The organism is Agromyces sp. Root1464, from assembly GCF_001427265.1.
GTDB classification, from domain to species: domain Bacteria; phylum Actinomycetota; class Actinomycetes; order Actinomycetales; family Microbacteriaceae; genus Agromyces; species Agromyces fucosus.
The window spans coordinates 129,593-145,207 of record NZ_LMFU01000003.1 but is presented as its reverse complement, the minus strand read 5'-3'; the positions used below and the strand labels follow the sequence as shown (position 1 = coordinate 145,207).

General features: G+C 69.9%; 14 protein-coding genes. 5 read left to right on the top strand and 9 right to left on the bottom strand.

Annotated features, from left to right (window positions below; genetic code table 11):
- Positions 1–14: 14 nt before the first annotated feature.
- Positions 15–1,301 (bottom strand): uracil-xanthine permease family protein, encoded by a 1,287-nt coding sequence (locus ASD23_RS16335; RefSeq protein ID WP_056013840.1) that lies wholly within the window; start codon positions 1,299–1,301, stop codon positions 15–17.
- 139 nt (positions 1,302–1,440) lie between these two features.
- Here ASD23_RS16335 and ASD23_RS16330 point away from each other — a divergent pair, with 139 nt between their 5' ends.
- Complete coding sequence (locus ASD23_RS16330; RefSeq protein WP_115962442.1) at positions 1,441–1,758, top strand: DUF4190 domain-containing protein; 318 nt, start codon at positions 1,441–1,443, stop codon at positions 1,756–1,758.
- Positions 1,759–1,873: 115 nt separating this feature from the next.
- Here ASD23_RS16330 and ASD23_RS16325 read toward each other — a convergent pair whose 3' ends face one another.
- The 5 genes from ASD23_RS16325 to ASD23_RS16305 are packed head-to-tail and all read right to left on the bottom strand — an operon-like array spanning position 1,874 to position 7,051.
- Positions 1,874–2,680, bottom strand: a complete 807-nt coding sequence (locus ASD23_RS16325; protein ID WP_082571606.1) for a FadR/GntR family transcriptional regulator — start codon at positions 2,678–2,680, stop codon at positions 1,874–1,876.
- Between the two features lie 9 nt (positions 2,681–2,689).
- Positions 2,690–3,481, bottom strand: coding sequence for a 3-oxoacyl-ACP reductase (locus tag ASD23_RS16320; RefSeq protein ID WP_200941744.1), 792 nt, complete (start codon positions 3,479–3,481; stop codon positions 2,690–2,692).
- Positions 3,482–3,520: 39 nt separating this feature from the next.
- Complete coding sequence (locus tag ASD23_RS16315; protein WP_056013837.1) at positions 3,521–4,891, bottom strand: aldehyde dehydrogenase family protein; 1,371 nt, start codon at positions 4,889–4,891, stop codon at positions 3,521–3,523.
- Complete coding sequence (locus ASD23_RS16310) at positions 4,888–5,703, bottom strand: gamma-glutamyl-gamma-aminobutyrate hydrolase family protein (RefSeq protein WP_082571605.1); 816 nt, start codon at positions 5,701–5,703, stop codon at positions 4,888–4,890. The genes ASD23_RS16315 and ASD23_RS16310 overlap by 4 nt, the downstream gene beginning before the upstream one ends.
- On the bottom strand, positions 5,684–7,051 hold the full coding sequence (locus ASD23_RS16305; RefSeq protein ID WP_056013834.1) for a glutamine synthetase family protein: 1,368 nt from the start codon (positions 7,049–7,051) through the stop codon (positions 5,684–5,686). Before ASD23_RS16305 ends, ASD23_RS16310 begins: the two co-directional genes overlap by 20 nt.
- Before the next feature lie 223 nt (positions 7,052–7,274).
- Here ASD23_RS16305 and ASD23_RS16300 point away from each other — a divergent pair, with 223 nt between their 5' ends.
- Entirely contained in the window at positions 7,275–8,837 is a 1,563-nt protein-coding gene (locus ASD23_RS16300) for an amino acid permease (RefSeq protein ID WP_056013828.1), read from the top strand.
- Positions 8,838–9,022: 185 nt separating this feature from the next.
- The gene (locus tag ASD23_RS16295; protein ID WP_056013823.1) at positions 9,023–10,546 is read left to right on the top strand and encodes an aspartate ammonia-lyase; all 1,524 of its coding nucleotides are present in this window, start codon (positions 9,023–9,025) and stop codon (positions 10,544–10,546) included.
- A 10-nt stretch (positions 10,547–10,556) separates the two neighbouring features.
- Here the strand turns inward: ASD23_RS16295 and ASD23_RS16290 are convergent, their stop codons facing one another.
- From ASD23_RS16290 to ASD23_RS16280, 3 genes are all read right to left on the bottom strand, one after another.
- The gene (locus tag ASD23_RS16290) at positions 10,557–11,432 is read right to left on the bottom strand and encodes a fumarylacetoacetate hydrolase family protein (RefSeq protein ID WP_056013820.1); all 876 of its coding nucleotides are present in this window, start codon (positions 11,430–11,432) and stop codon (positions 10,557–10,559) included.
- A gap of 125 nt (positions 11,433–11,557) precedes the next feature.
- On the bottom strand, positions 11,558–12,316 hold the full coding sequence (locus ASD23_RS16285) for an SDR family NAD(P)-dependent oxidoreductase (protein WP_056013817.1): 759 nt from the start codon (positions 12,314–12,316) through the stop codon (positions 11,558–11,560).
- A gap of 31 nt (positions 12,317–12,347) precedes the next feature.
- Entirely contained in the window at positions 12,348–13,196 is an 849-nt protein-coding gene (locus ASD23_RS16280; protein ID WP_056013814.1) for a fumarylacetoacetate hydrolase family protein, read from the bottom strand.
- Positions 13,197–13,324: 128 nt separating this feature from the next.
- Here ASD23_RS16280 and ASD23_RS16275 point away from each other — a divergent pair, with 128 nt between their 5' ends.
- The gene (locus ASD23_RS16275; RefSeq protein WP_056013811.1) at positions 13,325–14,623 is read left to right on the top strand and encodes an L-fuconate dehydratase; all 1,299 of its coding nucleotides are present in this window, start codon (positions 13,325–13,327) and stop codon (positions 14,621–14,623) included.
- Positions 14,620–15,603 (top strand): aldo/keto reductase, encoded by a 984-nt coding sequence (locus tag ASD23_RS16270; RefSeq protein ID WP_056014917.1) that lies wholly within the window; start codon positions 14,620–14,622, stop codon positions 15,601–15,603. Before ASD23_RS16275 ends, ASD23_RS16270 begins: the two co-directional genes overlap by 4 nt.
- Positions 15,604–15,615 lie beyond the last annotated feature (12 nt).

The following is a 15,615-nucleotide window of genomic DNA, read 5'->3' as shown; positions in this document are numbered from 1 at the left end:
TGCGAGCCGGCGGCTCAGTCCGTGCCGCGCGCCTTGGCGATGCCGTTCATGAGGTGGTAGATCACGATGGCGGCGATCGTGCCGAGCGCGATGCCGTTGAACGAGACGCCGCCGACCGCGAAGGTGAAGTCGGCGATGCCGATGATGAGCGCCGTGGCAGCCGTGAACTGGTTCACCGGCTTCGAGAAGTCGACCTTGTTGTCGAGCCAGATCTTCACGCCGATGATGCCGATGAGGCCGTACAGCGCCGTGGTGACACCGCCGAGCACCCCGGCGGGGATCGTGTTGATGACCTCGCCGAACTTGGGGGAGAGGCCGAGCAGCACCGCGACGATGCCGGCGACCCAGTACGCGGCGGTCGAGTAGATGCGCGTCGCGGCCATGACGCCGATGTTCTCGCCGTAGGTCGTGGTGCCCGAGCCGCCGAAGAAGCCGGCGATCGTCGTGGCGAGGCCGTCGGCGAAGAGCGCGCGACCCGTCGATCGGTTGACCGACGGGTCGGTCATCTGCGCGACGCCCTTGATGTGGCCCACGTTCTCGGCGATGAGCACGAGCACGACGGGCAGGAACGCGGGGAGGAAGCCCCACACGGCGGCGTCGGCGAACGGGTTCGCCGGGAGGTGGAAGGTCGGCAGGCCGATCCACGCGGCGTCCTCGATGCGCGCGAAGTCGATCTCGCCCTGGATCGCCGCGGCGACGTACCCGATCACGACGCCGACGAGGATCGACATGCGACCGAGGATGCCGCGGAAGGCGACGCTCGCGATGATGACCGCTGCGAGGGTGATGAGGGCGGTCAGTGGGGCGAGCATGAAGTTGTTCTTCGCGGCCGGCGCGAGGTTGAAGCCGATGAGCGCGACGATCGCACCCGCGACGACGGGAGGCATGAGCACGTCGATCCAGCGCGTGCCGACCCACTGCACGAGGAGGCCGACGAGTGCGAGCAGCACGCCGACGACGACGATGCCGAAGAGCGCGGCACCCATGGGGTCCCCGATGCCCTTCGCACCCATGGCGGCGCTGATCGGGGCGATGAACGCGAACGAGGAGCCCAGGTAGCTCGGCACCCGGTTCTTCGTGATCACGAGGAAGAGGATCGTGCCGATGCCGGAGAAGAACAGCGTCGTCGCGGGCGGGAAGCCGGTGAGGATCGGCACGAGGAAGGTCGCGCCGAACATGGCGACGACGTGCTGGGCGCCGAGGCCGATCGTGCGGGGCCAGCTCAGGCGCTCGCCGGGGGCGACGACCTCGCCGGGGGCGACGTTCTTGCCGTCGCCGTGGACGGTCCAGGGCAGAGTCATGCTGCTCCGTTTCATGGGAGTCGAAGGGTGGGGATCCATCCGATCGTATCGGGGGGATAGCCCCATACCGCGTGATTCCGCGGGTCCGTAGCGTGGAAGCACGCCCACAAACGGGCACCCACGAACAGGAGAGCACAACATGACCACCGTCACCGACACCGCAACCCAGGCGCCGTTCGCGGAGCCGAACCCGTACGCCGCGCCGGCCGCGGAGACGACCGGGTTCAGCATCGCGAGCCTCGTGCTCGGCATCGTCTCCATCGTGGCGAGCTCCACCTTCTTCGTGCCGGTGGCCGGGCTCGTGCTCGGAATCCTGGCACTGAAGCGCGAACCCGCGTCGCGCACCATGGCCATCTGGGGCATCGTGCTGAACGGCGTCATGCTCGCGGGCACCGTGCTCTTCGGGCTCCTCGCGATCGTCTTCGGACTCGCGATGCTGCCGTTCGCGTTCCTCTGAGTTCGCGCGTGAGCCCGCCCCGGGCTCGGGAACGGGTCGCCTCCTCCGGGAGGCGGCCCGTTTCCGCATTCCGGGCGGGCGGATGCCGCGGCATCCGCTCGGCCTGAGGAGCCGGTCAGGCGTAGAAGCCGCGCAGGAGCGCCTCGGTGCCCTCGAGGTGCTCGGCCATGGCGCTTGCCGCCTCGTCGGGGCTGCCGCGAAGGATCGCGCCGACGATCGCACGGTGCTGCTCGTTCGAGTGCGCGATGTTCGGCGCGAGCAGCGGGATCCCGTCGAGCAGTTCGTTGACGCGCATGCGCACGTCGGCGACGAGCGGGATCACGCTCGGCGCTCCGAGCACTTCGGCGATCAGCAGGTGCAGGCGCGAATCCGCCATGCGGTACTGGTCACCGGTGGACGCGCTGCATTCCTCGTAGGCCTGCCAGAGCCGCTCGCGGTCGTTGCCCGACAGCTCGCTCTCCGCCGCCCGCCTCGCGGCGCCGACCTCGATCACCGAACGCAGCGCCAGCGTGTCCTCGAGCTGTCCGGACGTCACGAACGGGTCGTCCGCCGTGCCCCGCGATGCGGGGAGCGCGACGGGCAGCTCGTCGGAGACGAAGGTGCCGCCGTAGCGCCCGCGCCGGGCCACCACCCAGCCGGCCTCGGCGAGCGAGGCGATCGCCTCCCGCAGCGTGTCACGGCTGACCTCGAGCATCGTCGCGAGCTCGCGTTCGGCGGGAAGTCGTTCGCCCGGGCCGATGAGCCCCAGGCGGATGGATTGCAGCAGTCGCTGCACGGTCTCCTCGAACGCGTTGGCCGGGCGCGCGGGCGTGAGCAGCAGCCCGGCGCTCAGCACCTCGGCGTTCGGCGCCTCCGCGCCGAACGCCCCGGCACTGTCACCCTCCGTGGGCTCCGCCTGCTCGTACCGCTCCGCATCCGACATGCTTCGAGCCTAGAGCGGAGTCACGTACGCCGAGCTGATGCCGCCGTCGACGAGGAACGTCGAGCCGGTGATGAACGAGGCGTCGTCGCTCGCGAGGAACGCGACCGCCGCCGCGAGCTCCTCGGGCTCGGCGAACCGGCCCACGGGGATGTGCACGAGCCGGCGCTGCGCGCGCTCCTGATCCTTCGCGAAGAGCTCCTGCAGAAGCGGCGTGTTCACCGGGCCAGGGCAGAGGGCGTTCACGCGGATGCCCTGACGGGCGAACTGCACGCCGAGCTCCCGGCTCATCGCGAGCACCCCGCCCTTCGAGGCGGTGTACGAGATCTGGGAGGTCGCCGAACCCAGCACCGCCACGAACGAGGCCGTGTTGATGATCGAGCCGCGCCCCTGTGCGACCATGTGCCGGAGTGCCGCTCGTGAGCACAGGTAGACCGACTTGAGGTTGACGTCCTGCACCTTCTGCCACGCGGGCAGCTCGGTCGTCTCGATCGAGTCGTCGTCGGGCGGGGAGATGCCGGCGTTGTTGAACGCGATGTCGACCGAGCCGTACACGCGGGCCGCCTCGTCGAAGAGGTGATCGACCTGCGCCTCGTCGGTGACGTCGACCTGTACGAAGAGTCCGCCGACGAGGTCGGCGGCGGCCGGCCCGGTCGTGGCGTCCATGTCGCCGATGACGACGCTGGCGCCCTCGGCGGCGAGGCGCTTGGCGGTCGCGAGGCCGATGCCCGAGGCGCCGCCGGTGATCACGGCCACGCGGCCGGCGAGGCGCTGGGTCAGGTCGATGCGGGGAAGGTCGGTCATGGTGCTCCTGTCGTAGGGTTCGGGTCTCGATACGCTTCGCTACTCGACCGACGGGGAATCGACGGCGAGGAAGACGTTCTTGGTCTCGGTGAACGCGAGCGGCGCGTCGGGGCCGAGCTCGCGGCCGAGACCCGACTGCTTGAACCCGCCGAACGGCGTCGAATAGCGCACCGACGAGTGCGAGTTCACCGAGAGGTTGCCCGAGTCGATCGCGCGGGCGACTCGGATGCCGCGGCTCAGGTCGCGGGTCCAGATCGAGCCCGAGAGGCCGTACTCACTCGCGTTCGCGAAGCGCACGGCGTCGTCTTCGTCGTCGAAGGGGAAGACCGAGACGACGGGGCCGAAGATCTCCTCGCGCGCGGTGCGCGAGTCGCGGGCCGGGGTGAGCACCGTGGGCGGGAACCAGAAGCCCGGGCCCGTCGGCGCTGCTGCGCGGAACGCGAGCTCCGAGTCATCCGGAACGAAGGAGCGCACGCGGTCGAGGTGGGCGGCCGCGACGAGCGGGCCCATCTCGGTCGACTCGTCGGCGGGATCGCCGACGCGCACCCCGGCCACGGCGGGCTCGAGCAGCTCCATGAAGCGCTCGTAGACGCTGCGCTCGACGAGGATGCGACTGCGTGCGCAGCAGTCCTGGCCGGCGTTCTCGAAGACCCCGTAGGGCGCGGTCGCGGCAGCGCGCTCGAGATCGGAATCGGCGAAGACGATGTTCGCGCTCTTGCCGCCGAGTTCGAGCGTGACGCGCTTCACCTGGTCGGCGCAGCCCGACATGATCTGCTTGCCGATCTCGGTCGAGCCCGTGAAGACGATCTTCCGCACGGTCTCGTTCGTCACGAATCGCTGGCCGACGACCGATCCCTTGCCGGGGATCACCTGGAAGAGGCCGTCGGGCAGGCCGGCCTCGAGGCCGAGCTCGGCGAGGCGCATGCTCGTGAGCGGGGTCCACTCGGCGGGTTTCAGCACCACGGCGTTGCCGGCCGCGAGCGCGGGTGCGAAGCCCCACGCGGCGATCGTCATCGGGAAGTTCCATGGAGTGATCACCCCGACGACGCCGAGCGGTTCCTGGAACGTGACGTCGAGCCCGCCGGCCACGGGGATCTGCCGGCCGAAGAGGCGTTCGGGGGAGGCCGAGTAGTACTCGAGCACGTCGCGCACGTGTCCGGCCTCCCACCGTGCCTGGGTGATCGGATGCCCCGAGTTGCGCATCTCGATGGCCGCGAGCTCCTCGACCGCACCGTCAACGGCGTCGGCGAAGCGGCGGAGGAGCCGAGCCCGATCGACGGGCGCGAGTCGCGCCCAGTCGCGTTGCGCCGCCGCCGCCCTCGCGATCGCGGCATCCGTGTCCTCGATCGAGGCGGCGGCGACCGTCGTGACGACGCTCTCGTCTGCCGGGTTGACGATCGTGTGGGTCACGGCGTGTTCCTTTCGGTGGAGGCGGTCGCGGAGCGTTCGGCGCGGTGCGCGCGTGCGGCATCGACGAGCCCGGCGAAGAGTCGGCGGTCGGCGGCGTTCTCCTCGGGATGCCACTGCACCCCGATGCCGAACGGCACCGTCTCGAGCTCGACCGCCTCGATGACGCCGTCGTCGGTGCGTGCGGTCACCCGGAGGCCGTCGGCCACCTCGTCGAGCGCCTGGTGGTGGTACACGTGGATCGGCAGGGGAGCGGCGGTCTCGCCGAGCACGGCCGCCAGCCGCGAATCGGGCTCGACCGTCGCCGAGGTCTCGCCGAACTGCGCCGGACCCGGCTGGTAGGCCTCGCTGCCGACGATGTCGGGCAGGTGCTGCACGAGCGTGCCGCCGAGCGCGACGTTCAGCATCTGCGCGCCGCGGCAGATGCCGAGGAAGGGCAGCTCGAGCTCGATCGCCGTCGTCAGCAGTCGATCCTCCCACTCGTCGCGGTCGGTGCGCGGGGCTCCCGTGCGGTCGTGCCTGGCCTGGCCGTAACGGGCCGGGTCGACGTCGGCGCCGCCGGAGACGATGAGCCCGTCGAGCGTGCCGAGCACGGCTCTCGCGATATCGGCGTCGGCGGGCTGCGGCGGCAGCAGCACGGCGATGCCGCCGGCGTCGGTCACGGCGTCGATGTAGGCCTTCGGCAGGAAGGAGGCCCGCACGTCCCAGACGCCCGTCTGCGCCTGCTCGAGGTAGGTGGTGATGCCGATCACCGGTGCCGGAGCGACTGGCGGGCGCGTCGGGATGCGCGTCGGCTCAGAGTCGTTCGAAACCACGCACCCGCTCCCAGTCCGTGACGGCCGCGTCGTAGGCGGCGAGCTCGATGCGCGCGTTGTTCAGGTAGTGGTCGACGACCTCGTCGCCGAAGGCCTCCCGCGCGATCGCCGACTCGGCGAAGAGCTCTGCCGACTCCCTGAGCGTGGCCGGCACGCGCGCCACGTCGCTCTCGTACGCATTGCCTTCGAACAGCTCGTCGAGCTCGAGTTCGCCGTCGATGCCGGCGAGGCCTGCGGCGATGAGCGCCGCGACGGCGAGGTACTGGTTGACGTCGCCCCCCGGCACCCGGTTCTCGACGCGCATGCCGAGCCCGCGCCCGACGACGCGCAGCGCGCACGTGCGGTTGTCGAGTCCCCACGCGATGGCGGTCGGTGCGAAGCTGCCGGCGACGTATCGCTTGTAGGAGTTGATGTTCGGCGCCGAGAAGAGCGTGAGCTCGCGCATCGCCGCCACCTGGCCCGCGAGGAACCGGCGGAAGAGAGTCGACATGCCGTGCGGGGCATCCGGATCGCTGAAGACCGCCTCGCCGTTCTCACCGCGCAGCGAGATGTGGATATGGCAGCTGTTGCCCTCGCGCTCGTTGAACTTCGCCATGAAGGTGAGCGACTTGCCGTGCCGGTCCGCGATCTCCTTCGCCCCGTTCTTGTACACGGAGTGGTTGTCGCACGTGCCGAGCGCGTCGGTGTAGCGGAAGGCGATCTCCTGCTGCCCGAGGTTGCACTCGCCCTTCACACCCTCGCAGTACATGCCCGCGCCGTCCATCGAATTGCGGATGTCCCGGAGCAGCGGTTCCATGCGCGTCGACGCGAGCAGCGCGTAGTCGATGTTGTAGTCGCTCGCCGGGGTGAGGTCGCGGTAGCCCTTCTGCCAGGCCGTGCGGAACGAGTCGTCGAAGACGATGAACTCGAGTTCGGTGCCGACGAAGGCGGTGAGACCGCGCTCGGCGAGGCGTTCGAGCTGTCGCTGCAGGATGCGCCGGGGCGAGGCCTCCACGGGAGTGCCGTCGAGCCACTCCAGGTCGGCCGTGACGAGCGCCGTCGCCTCGAGCCAGGGCGCCATGCGCAGCGTCGAGAAGTCGGGGATCATCGCCATGTCGCCGTAGCCGCGCTCCCAGCTCGACATCGCGTAGCCGTCGACGGTGTTCATGTCGACGTCGACCGCCATCAGGTAGTTGCAGCACTCGGCGCCGTGGGCGGCGACGTCCTCGAGGAACAGCCGCGCCGACACTCGCTTTCCGACGAGGCGGCCCTGCATATCGGTGAACGCGACGATCACGGTGTCGACGTGGCCGTCGGTGACCGCGCCGTGCAGGGCATCGAGGGTGAGGTATCCGGTGGGTGCCGTCATCCGCTGTGCCTCCGTTGGTCGTGAATGGTTGGTGATGCCGACCATTACACCACACGGTGGATGGAATGGGTTCGCCGATATCCGCATGGTTCTCGGTGGATTCATGCGTGTGCTTTTCGAAAAGGTCTGTACGGGCAACCATTGGGGGCCCTATAGTTCAGGCCAACGCATCCCACCCCCGCGCTGCTCCGGCCGCGCGCTTCGAGAGAGCAAGGGAACCGCCATGACCAAGGACACGCTGAAGGTCTCGGGAGTCAAGTACACGACCGCCGAGGCCGGGTACTTCGAGAAACGAAAGCTCACCCGCACCGCCGGTGTCTGGGGGCTCTGGGGCCTCGCCGTGGCGGCCGTCATCTCGGGCGACTTCTCGGGGTGGAACTTCGGGATCGACTTCGCCGGGTTCGGCGGCATGCTGATCGCCTTCGCGGTGCTCGTCGTCATGTACTACGGGCTCATCTTCTCGATCGGGGAGATGTCGTCGGCGATGCCGCACACCGGCGGCGCCTACTCCTTCTCGCGGGCCGCGATGGGCCCGTGGGGCGGCTTCGTGACGGGCCTCGCCGAGACCATCGAGTACGTCGCGACGACCGCGGTGATCGTGTTCTTCTCCGGGTCCTACGCCGACGCGATCACGAGCGAGCTGCTCGGGTTCTCGATGCCGCAGTGGATCTGGTGGGTGATCCTCTACCTCGTCTTCATCGGCATCAACGCGGCCGGTGCGAGCATCTCGTTCAAGTTCGCGATCGTGGTCTCGATCATCTCGATCGCGATCCTGCTCGTCTTCAGCGCGATGGCGCTCTTCTCGGGCCAGTTCTCGTGGGACAAGCTCTTCGACATCGTGCCCGACGCCGGGCAGACCGCCTTCCTGCCGCACGGCGTGCTGCCGATCCTCTTCGCCCTGCCGTTCGCAATGTGGTTCTTCCTCGGCATCGAGGAGCTGCCGCTCGCGGCCGAGGAGTCGAAGGACCCGGTCCGCGACATCCCCAAGGCTGGACTCATCGCGCGCGCCACGCTCATCGTGACCGGACTGCTCGTACTGTTCCTCAACACCGGCGTCGTCGGCGCGGAGGCCACGGGAACCGCGGGGGAGCCGCTGCTCGACGGGTTCCGGGCCATCGTCGGCGACGAGCTCGCCGCGGTGCTCGCACTGTTCGCGCTCATCGGCCTGCTCGCCTCGCTCCAGGGCATCATGTTCGCCTACGGCCGCAACATGTACTCGCTCTCGCGTGCGGGCTACTACCCGAAGTTCCTCTCGCTCACGGGCAAGCGCCAGACCCCGTGGGTCGCGCTCGTCGCGGGCGCCGTCATCGGCTTCGCCGCGCTCGTCGTGCTCGACGTGCTCGCGCAGGTCGACGCGGCGGGGGCCGGTGCCGTGGCCGGTGCCATCGTGCTGAACATCGCCGTGTGGGGCGCCGTGCTCGCCTACCTGCTGCAGATGGTCGCCTTCGTGATCCTCCGGCGCAAGTACCCGAACGCCAAGCGGCCCTACGTCAGCCCGTGGGGCGTGCCCGGTGCCGTGGTGGCCGCGCTCATCGCCGCCCTCATCTTCCTGGGCTTCCTCCTCAACCCGACGTTCGTGCCCGCGATCATCGCGATCGGCGTCGTCTACGCCGTGATGCTCGCGATCTTCGCCCTCTGGGGCCGGCACCGGCTGATCCTGTCGCCCGAGGAGGAGTACGCCGTCTCGGGCGGCCTCCACGGCGACCCGCAGGCCGAGGGGTACGGCGGCACCGTCGAGAGCGAGCTGCTCGCGACCGACGGCGTCGACGAGACCGACAGGGTCTAGCCTCCGGAGGGGATGCGGCGGGGCGTGGGGGCGCCCCGCCGCATTCGTCTGGTCGGGGCAGGCGGCGATAGGCTCGATGTCGAGTACGAGCGCGGCGATCCCGCGCAGACCCCAGGCGATGGAGCCGGCTGCGGGGCGTCGACACCCCTCGACGTCCACTCGCGCGCGACTCCGTGGAGGAAGACATGCACGAGCCCCAGCCCACCGGCGATCAGTCCACCGACGACACGTACATCGACCCGACGCTCGCCGGAAACGGCACTCACCCGCCCACCCGCACCGAGACCGACTCCCTCGGCTCGGTGGAGGTTCCCGCCGACGCCTACTGGGGCGTGCACACGATGCGGGCGCTCGAGAACTTCCCGATCTCCAAGCGCCCGATCTCCGTCTACCCCGATCTCGTCGTCGCGCTGGCCTCGGTCAAGCAGGCCGCGGCGCGCGCCAACCGCGAGGTCGGCGTGCTCACCGACCAGAAGGCCGCGTGGATCGACGACGCCTGCCAGCGCATCATCGACGGCGAGCTCCACGACCAGTTCGTGGTCGGCGTGATCCAGGGCGGCGCGGGCACCTCGACGAACATGAACGCGAACGAGGTCATCGCGAACCTCGCGCTCGAGATCGCCGGCTACCCCAAGGGTCGCTACGACGTGCTGCACCCGATCGACGACGTCAACCGGAGCCAGTCGACGAACGACACGTATCCCACCGCGGTCAAGCTCGCGATGACGTTCTCGCTCACGACGATGATGCGCGAGCTCGACCTGCTGCGCGTCTCGTTCGGCCGCAAGGGCCAGGAGTTCCACGAGGTGCTGAAGGTGGGTCGCACCCAGCTCCAGGACGCCGTGCCCATGACGCTCGGCCAAGAGTTCCACAGCTTCTCGACGACGCTCGGCGAAGACCACGAGCGCCTGAACGAGACCATCAAGCTCCTCTCCGAGGTGAACCTCGGCGCGACCGCGATCGGCACCGGCATCACGGCCGACCCCGGGTACGCGGCGGCCGCCGTGCGGCACCTCAGCGCGATCACCGGGCTCCGACTCGTGTCGGCGCCCGACCTCATCGAGGCGACGAGCGACACGGGCGTCTTCATGACGTTCTCGAGCGCCCTCAAGCGCAGCGCGATCAAGCTCTCGAAGATCTGCAACGACCTGCGCCTGCTCTCTTCCGGGCCGCAGGCCGGCTTCGGCGAGATCAACCTCCCGCCGCGACAGGCGGGCTCGAGCATCATGCCCGGCAAGGTCAACCCGGTCATCCCCGAGGCGGTCAGCCAGGTCGCCTACGCGGTGGCCGGAGCCGACGTCACCGTCATGATGGCGGCCGAGAGCGGCCAGTTGCAGCTGAACGCCTTCGAGCCGGTGATCGCCCACTCGCTCCTGCAGTCGATCACGTGGATGCGCCAGGCGTGCTGGACCCTGCGCGTGAACTGCGTCGACGGCATCACCGCGAACGTCGAGCGACTCGAGGCCATGGTCGCCTCGAGCGTCGGCGTCATCACGGCGCTCATCCCGTTCATCGGCTACACCGAGGCATCCAACCTCGCCAAGCTCGCGCTGAAGACGGGCCGGCCCGTCGCCGACCTCGTGGTCGAGGCCGGGCTCATGAGTCGCGAGGCCGTGATGGCGCAGCTGCAGCCCTCGAAGCTCTCGGGCATCCGCCCGATCACGATGGCCATTCCGCTCATCGACCTGCAGGGCGAACCGAGCGAGTAACCCGGCCGGGTCAGATGACCCGGCAGTGCGTGGTGAGCGAGCCGATGCCCTCGACGCTGACGGTGACGGTCGAGCCGTCGCGGAGGAACACCGGGGGCTTCCGCGAATACCCGGCGCCGCCGGGGCTGCCGGTCGAGATGAGCGTGCCCGGGGGGATCGTGGCCGAACGCGAGAGCAGCGAGATGATCTCGGCGACGCTGCGCACCATCTCGTTCGTCGAGGCGTCCTGCATGATGTGGCCGTCGAGGTTCGTGGTGAGCCAGAGGTTCTGCGGGTCGGGGATCTCGTCGGCCGTGACGACGACGGGCCCCGTCGGGGTGAAGCCGTCGAACGACTTGCAGCGCGACCACTGGGCTTCGCTGAACTGGATGTCACGCGCCGTGATGTCGTTGACGACGGTGTAGCCCCAGACGTGGTCGAGCGCGTCGCGCACGTGCACGCCGCGGGCGGGGCGCCCGATGATGACGCCGAGCTCGGCCTCGTAGTCGACCTGGGTCGTGAGGTCCTCGGGCCACGTCGTCGTCGCGCCGTGCGCCGTGAGCGAGTTCGGCCAGAGCGAGAAGATCGTCATCGCCGTCTCGGAGCGCAGCTTCAGCTCGGAGGCGTGCGCCGCGTAGTTCGCGCCGATCGCGATGACCTGTGCTGGGCGGAGCACCGCGGAGGAGTGCCGCAGCGCGGCCACCGGCGTGAGCTCGGCCTCGAGCATGACGGCCGTTTCGACCACCTCGCGGACCTCGGCGAGCCCCTCGGGGCCGCGTTCGATGAGATCTTGCAGGTCGCGGGGCGGCTGCTCCATGAACTCGTCGAGGAAGAGCGCCGAGTCCGCGATCACCGCCGCGAGCCGAGGGGTCGTCTGGCCTTCGGCTCTCAGGTGCGCGAACTTCACCTGTTCAGGCTATCGGGCGCGACGGCGATCCGGCTGTGCACGTTGTACAACGAACACAGCCGGATGCACCATCACGTCGACAAACGGCAGCGGATGCCGCGTCAGCAGCGGTGGCGGACGCCGCGTCAGCTCGCCGCGGGTCGGAGCCGCAGCTCCTGCATGCCGCCGTCGACCGCGAGCTCGACGCCGGTCGTCGAACCGGACGCCGGGCTCGCGAGGTACGCGACCGCGCCGGCGACCTCGTCGGCCGAGACGAGGCGTCCGTGCGGCTGGCGCGCTTCGAGTGCCGCGCGCTCGGCGGCGGGATCGGCTGCCGATGCCAGCAGCCGGCCGATCCACGGAGTGTCGGCGGTGCCGGGGTTCACGGCGTTGACCCGGATGCCCTCGCGCAGATGGTCGGCGGCCATGGCGCGGGTGAGCGAGGCGACGGCGCCCTTGCTCGCGCTGTACAGCGCGCGCTCGGGAAGGCCGGCGGTCGCCGCGATCGAGGCGGTGTTGACGATCGAGGCCGAGGGGGAGTTGCGGAGGTGCGGCAGCGCGGCGCGCGCGACCCGCATCATGCCGAGCACGTTGATGTCGAAGACCCGGTGCCACTCCTCGTCGGAGTTCGCCTCGATCGTGCCCTGCGCGCCGATGCCGGCGTTGTTCACGACGATGTCGATGCGCCCGAGCTCGCTCGCGACCCGCTCGACGCCGGCGCGCACGCTCGCATCGTCGGCCACGTCGACGGCGATGGCGAGATCGGCGTGCGCCGCGGCATCCGGCTGCAGGTCGAAGACGGCCACGCGGGCGCCGCCCTGCTGCAGCCGGTCGGCGATCGCGGCGCCGATCCCCGACGCACCGCCGGTGACGATCGCGACCAGGCCGCTGAATTCGTTGCTCATGGGAGTGTCCTTCCGGGTCGTACTGGTCGGGTCAGGCTGAGATGTACTGCTGGCGCTGGGCGCCGAGGCCCTCGATGTCGAGTTCGACGACGTCGCCCGCGGAGAGGTAGGGGAAGCGACCGGAGAGGGCGACGCCCTCGGGCGTACCGGTGAGCACGAGGTCGCCCGGCTCGAGTACGAGGTACTGGCTGAGCGTCCACACGATCGTGTCGATGTCGAAGATGAGGTCGCCGGTGCGCGAGTCCTGGCGGGGCTCGCCGTTCACGAAGCTGCGGAGGCGCACGTCGTCGGCGTTCAACTCGTCGTCCGTGGCGAGCCAGGGGCCGGTCGGGCAGAAGCCGGGCGCGCTCTTGCCCTTCGACCACTGGCCGCCGGAGACGGCGATCTGCCAGTCGCGCTCGGAGAGGTCGTTGGCCATCACGAAGCCGGCGACGTGGGCGCGGGCGTCGGCGGGGGAGCCGAGGTAGCTCGCTCGGCGACCGATGACGATGCCGAGTTCGACCTCCCAGTCGGTCTTCTCGCTGCCGCGCGGGATGGCCACGTCGTCGTACGGGCCGACGATCGTGTTCGGGGCCTTCATGAACATGACGATCTGCTTCGGCGGCTCCGAACCCGACTCCGCGGCGTGCGCCGCGTAGTTCATGCCGACGCAGTAGACGGCCGACGGGCGGGCGATCGGGGCGCCCGTGCGGAGGGCTGCGGCGTCGGCGACCTCGGGCAGTTCGCCGGCGGCGACCGCGGCGCGAGCGCGCTCGACGCCGTCGCCGCTCAGGAACGCTCCGTCGATGTCCGCGGTGATCGATCGCAGGTCGAGGGAACGGTCGCCGTCGATGACGACGGGGATCTCGGTGCCGACGTTGCCGAGGCGGGCGAATCTCATGCTGTGCTCTTTCTGGTGGCTGATCGTTCCGACGAATTCGCGGGTACATCGCCGATTCTGGCACATGTTCCCGAGATTGACACCCTATACATCCGATGTTTAGGATCGAACTGTCACGAAAGGACACCATGACCGCAATCGTCGCCGTCGATACCCACGACATCAGGTTCCCGACCTCGCTCGCCCTCGACGGGTCGGACGCGATGAACCCCGATCCCGACTACTCGGCGGCGTATCTGGTGATCCGAACCGACGCCGCAGACGGCCTCGAGGGGCACGCGTTCGTCTTCACGATCGGGCGGGGCAACGACGTCGAGGTCGCTGCGCTCGACACCCTCCGCGGCCACCTCATCGGCCGTGACGTCGAGGAGATGCTCGCCGACATGGGCGCGGCATCGCGCCTGCTGCTGCACGATTCGCAGTTGCGCTGGCTCGGCCCCGAGAAGGGCGTCATGCACATGGCCATCGGCGCCGTCGTGAACGCGCTGTGGGACCTCCGTGCGAAGCGTGCCGGCCAGCCGCTGTGGCTGCACCTCGCGAGCCTGAGCCCCGAAGAGCTCGTCTCGCTCGTCGACTTCCGCTACCTGAGCGACGCGATCACGCCCGACGAGGCGCTCGAGATCCTCCGTGCCGCCGAGCCCGGCCGTGCCGAGCGCATCGCGCGGCTGCAGGAGACCGGGTACCCCGCCTACACGACGAGCCCGGGGTGGCTCGGCTACTCCGACGAGAAGCTCGAGCGCCTCTGCCGGGAGGCGGTCGCCGACGGCTTCCCGCAGATCAAGCTGAAGGTCGGCGCCGACCTCGACGACGACATCCGCCGCCTCGCCATCGCGCGCAAGACGGTCGGCCCCGACTTCCCGATCGCGATCGACGCGAACCAGCGCTGGGACGTCGCCGACGCGATCGCCTGGGTGAACGCGCTCGCGCAGTTCGACCTCGCCTGGATCGAGGAGCCGACGAGTCCCGACGACGTCCTCGGCCACGCCGCGATCGCCCGCGGCGTCGCACCGATCCGGGTCGCCACCGGCGAGCACGTGCAGAACCGCGTCATCTTCAAGCAGCTCCTGCAGGCCGGCGGCATGGACGTGATGCAGATCGACGCCACCCGTGTCGGCGGCGTGAACGAGAACATCGCGAACCTGCTGCTCGCGGCGAAGTTCGGCGTCCCCGTCTGCCCGCACGCCGGCGGCGTCGGACTCTGCGAGGCCGTGCAGCACCTCTCGATGTTCGACTACGTGGCCGTCTCCGGCACGATGGAGGGTCGCATGGTCGAGTACGTCGACCACCTCCACGAGCACTTCGTCACCCCGACGGTCGTGGAGCGCGGTCGGTACCGCGCCCCGAGCGCACCCGGTGCCGGCACCGAGATGTTCCCGGCCTCGATCGCGGAGTTCGCGTGGAGCGCGCCGCAGATGGTCGCGCGATGAGCGGCTCGACGCCGGCTCCGATCGACCTCGGCCCGCTGAGCTTCGGGTGCGCCTCGATCGGCAACCTCTATCGCGAGATCGACGACGAGCGCGCGCAGCTCGCCCTCGAGGCGGCGTGGGACGGCGGCATCCGCACCTTCGACACCGCGCCGCACTACGGGCTCGGCCTCTCGGAGCGGCGCCTCGGCTCGTTCCTCCGGCAGAAGCCGCGCGACGAGTTCGTCGTCTCGACGAAGGTCGGCCGGCTGCTGGCGCCGAATCCCGACTTCGACGGCGGACGCGACCTGGACCACGGCTTCGACGTACCCGACGACCAGGTGCGGGTGTACGACCCCAGCCTGTCCGGGATCCGGCGCAGCCTCGAGGCATCCCTCGAGCGCATGGGCCTCGACCACGTCGACGTGCTGTACCTGCACGACCCCGACGCCTACGACCTCGAGCGGGGCCTCGCCGAGGGCTTGCCGGCACTGGCGACCCTGCGCGACGAGGGCCTCGTGCGAGAGATCGGCGTGGGCGTGAACGACGCGGATGTCGCGGCGCGCGCCGTGCGCGAGGGCGACCTCGACCTCGTGATGATCGCCGGCCGGTACACGCTGCTCGAGCAGCCGGCGCTCGCCGAGCTGTTCCCGGCATGCCAGGAGCGCGATGTGCGCGTCGTCGATGCCGCGGTGTTCAACTCGGGCTTGCTCGCGACCTCTTCCCCGAACAGCGAGGCGACCTACAACTACGGCGCCGTGCCCCGCGACGTGCTGGAGCGCGCTCAGACGCTCGCGGCGACGTGCGCGGAGTTCGGCGTCGAGCTTCCGGCGGCGGCGCTGCAGTTCCCGTTGCGGAACCCGCTCGTGGCCACCGTCGTCGTCGGCACCTCCCGCCCCGATGCGGTGCGGGAGAACGTCGGGCACATGTCGGCGGCCATCCCAGACGAGCTCTGGACGGCGCTCGAGGAACGGGGCCTCATCCCGGCCGATGGCCGGCGCTGAGTGGAGAACGGA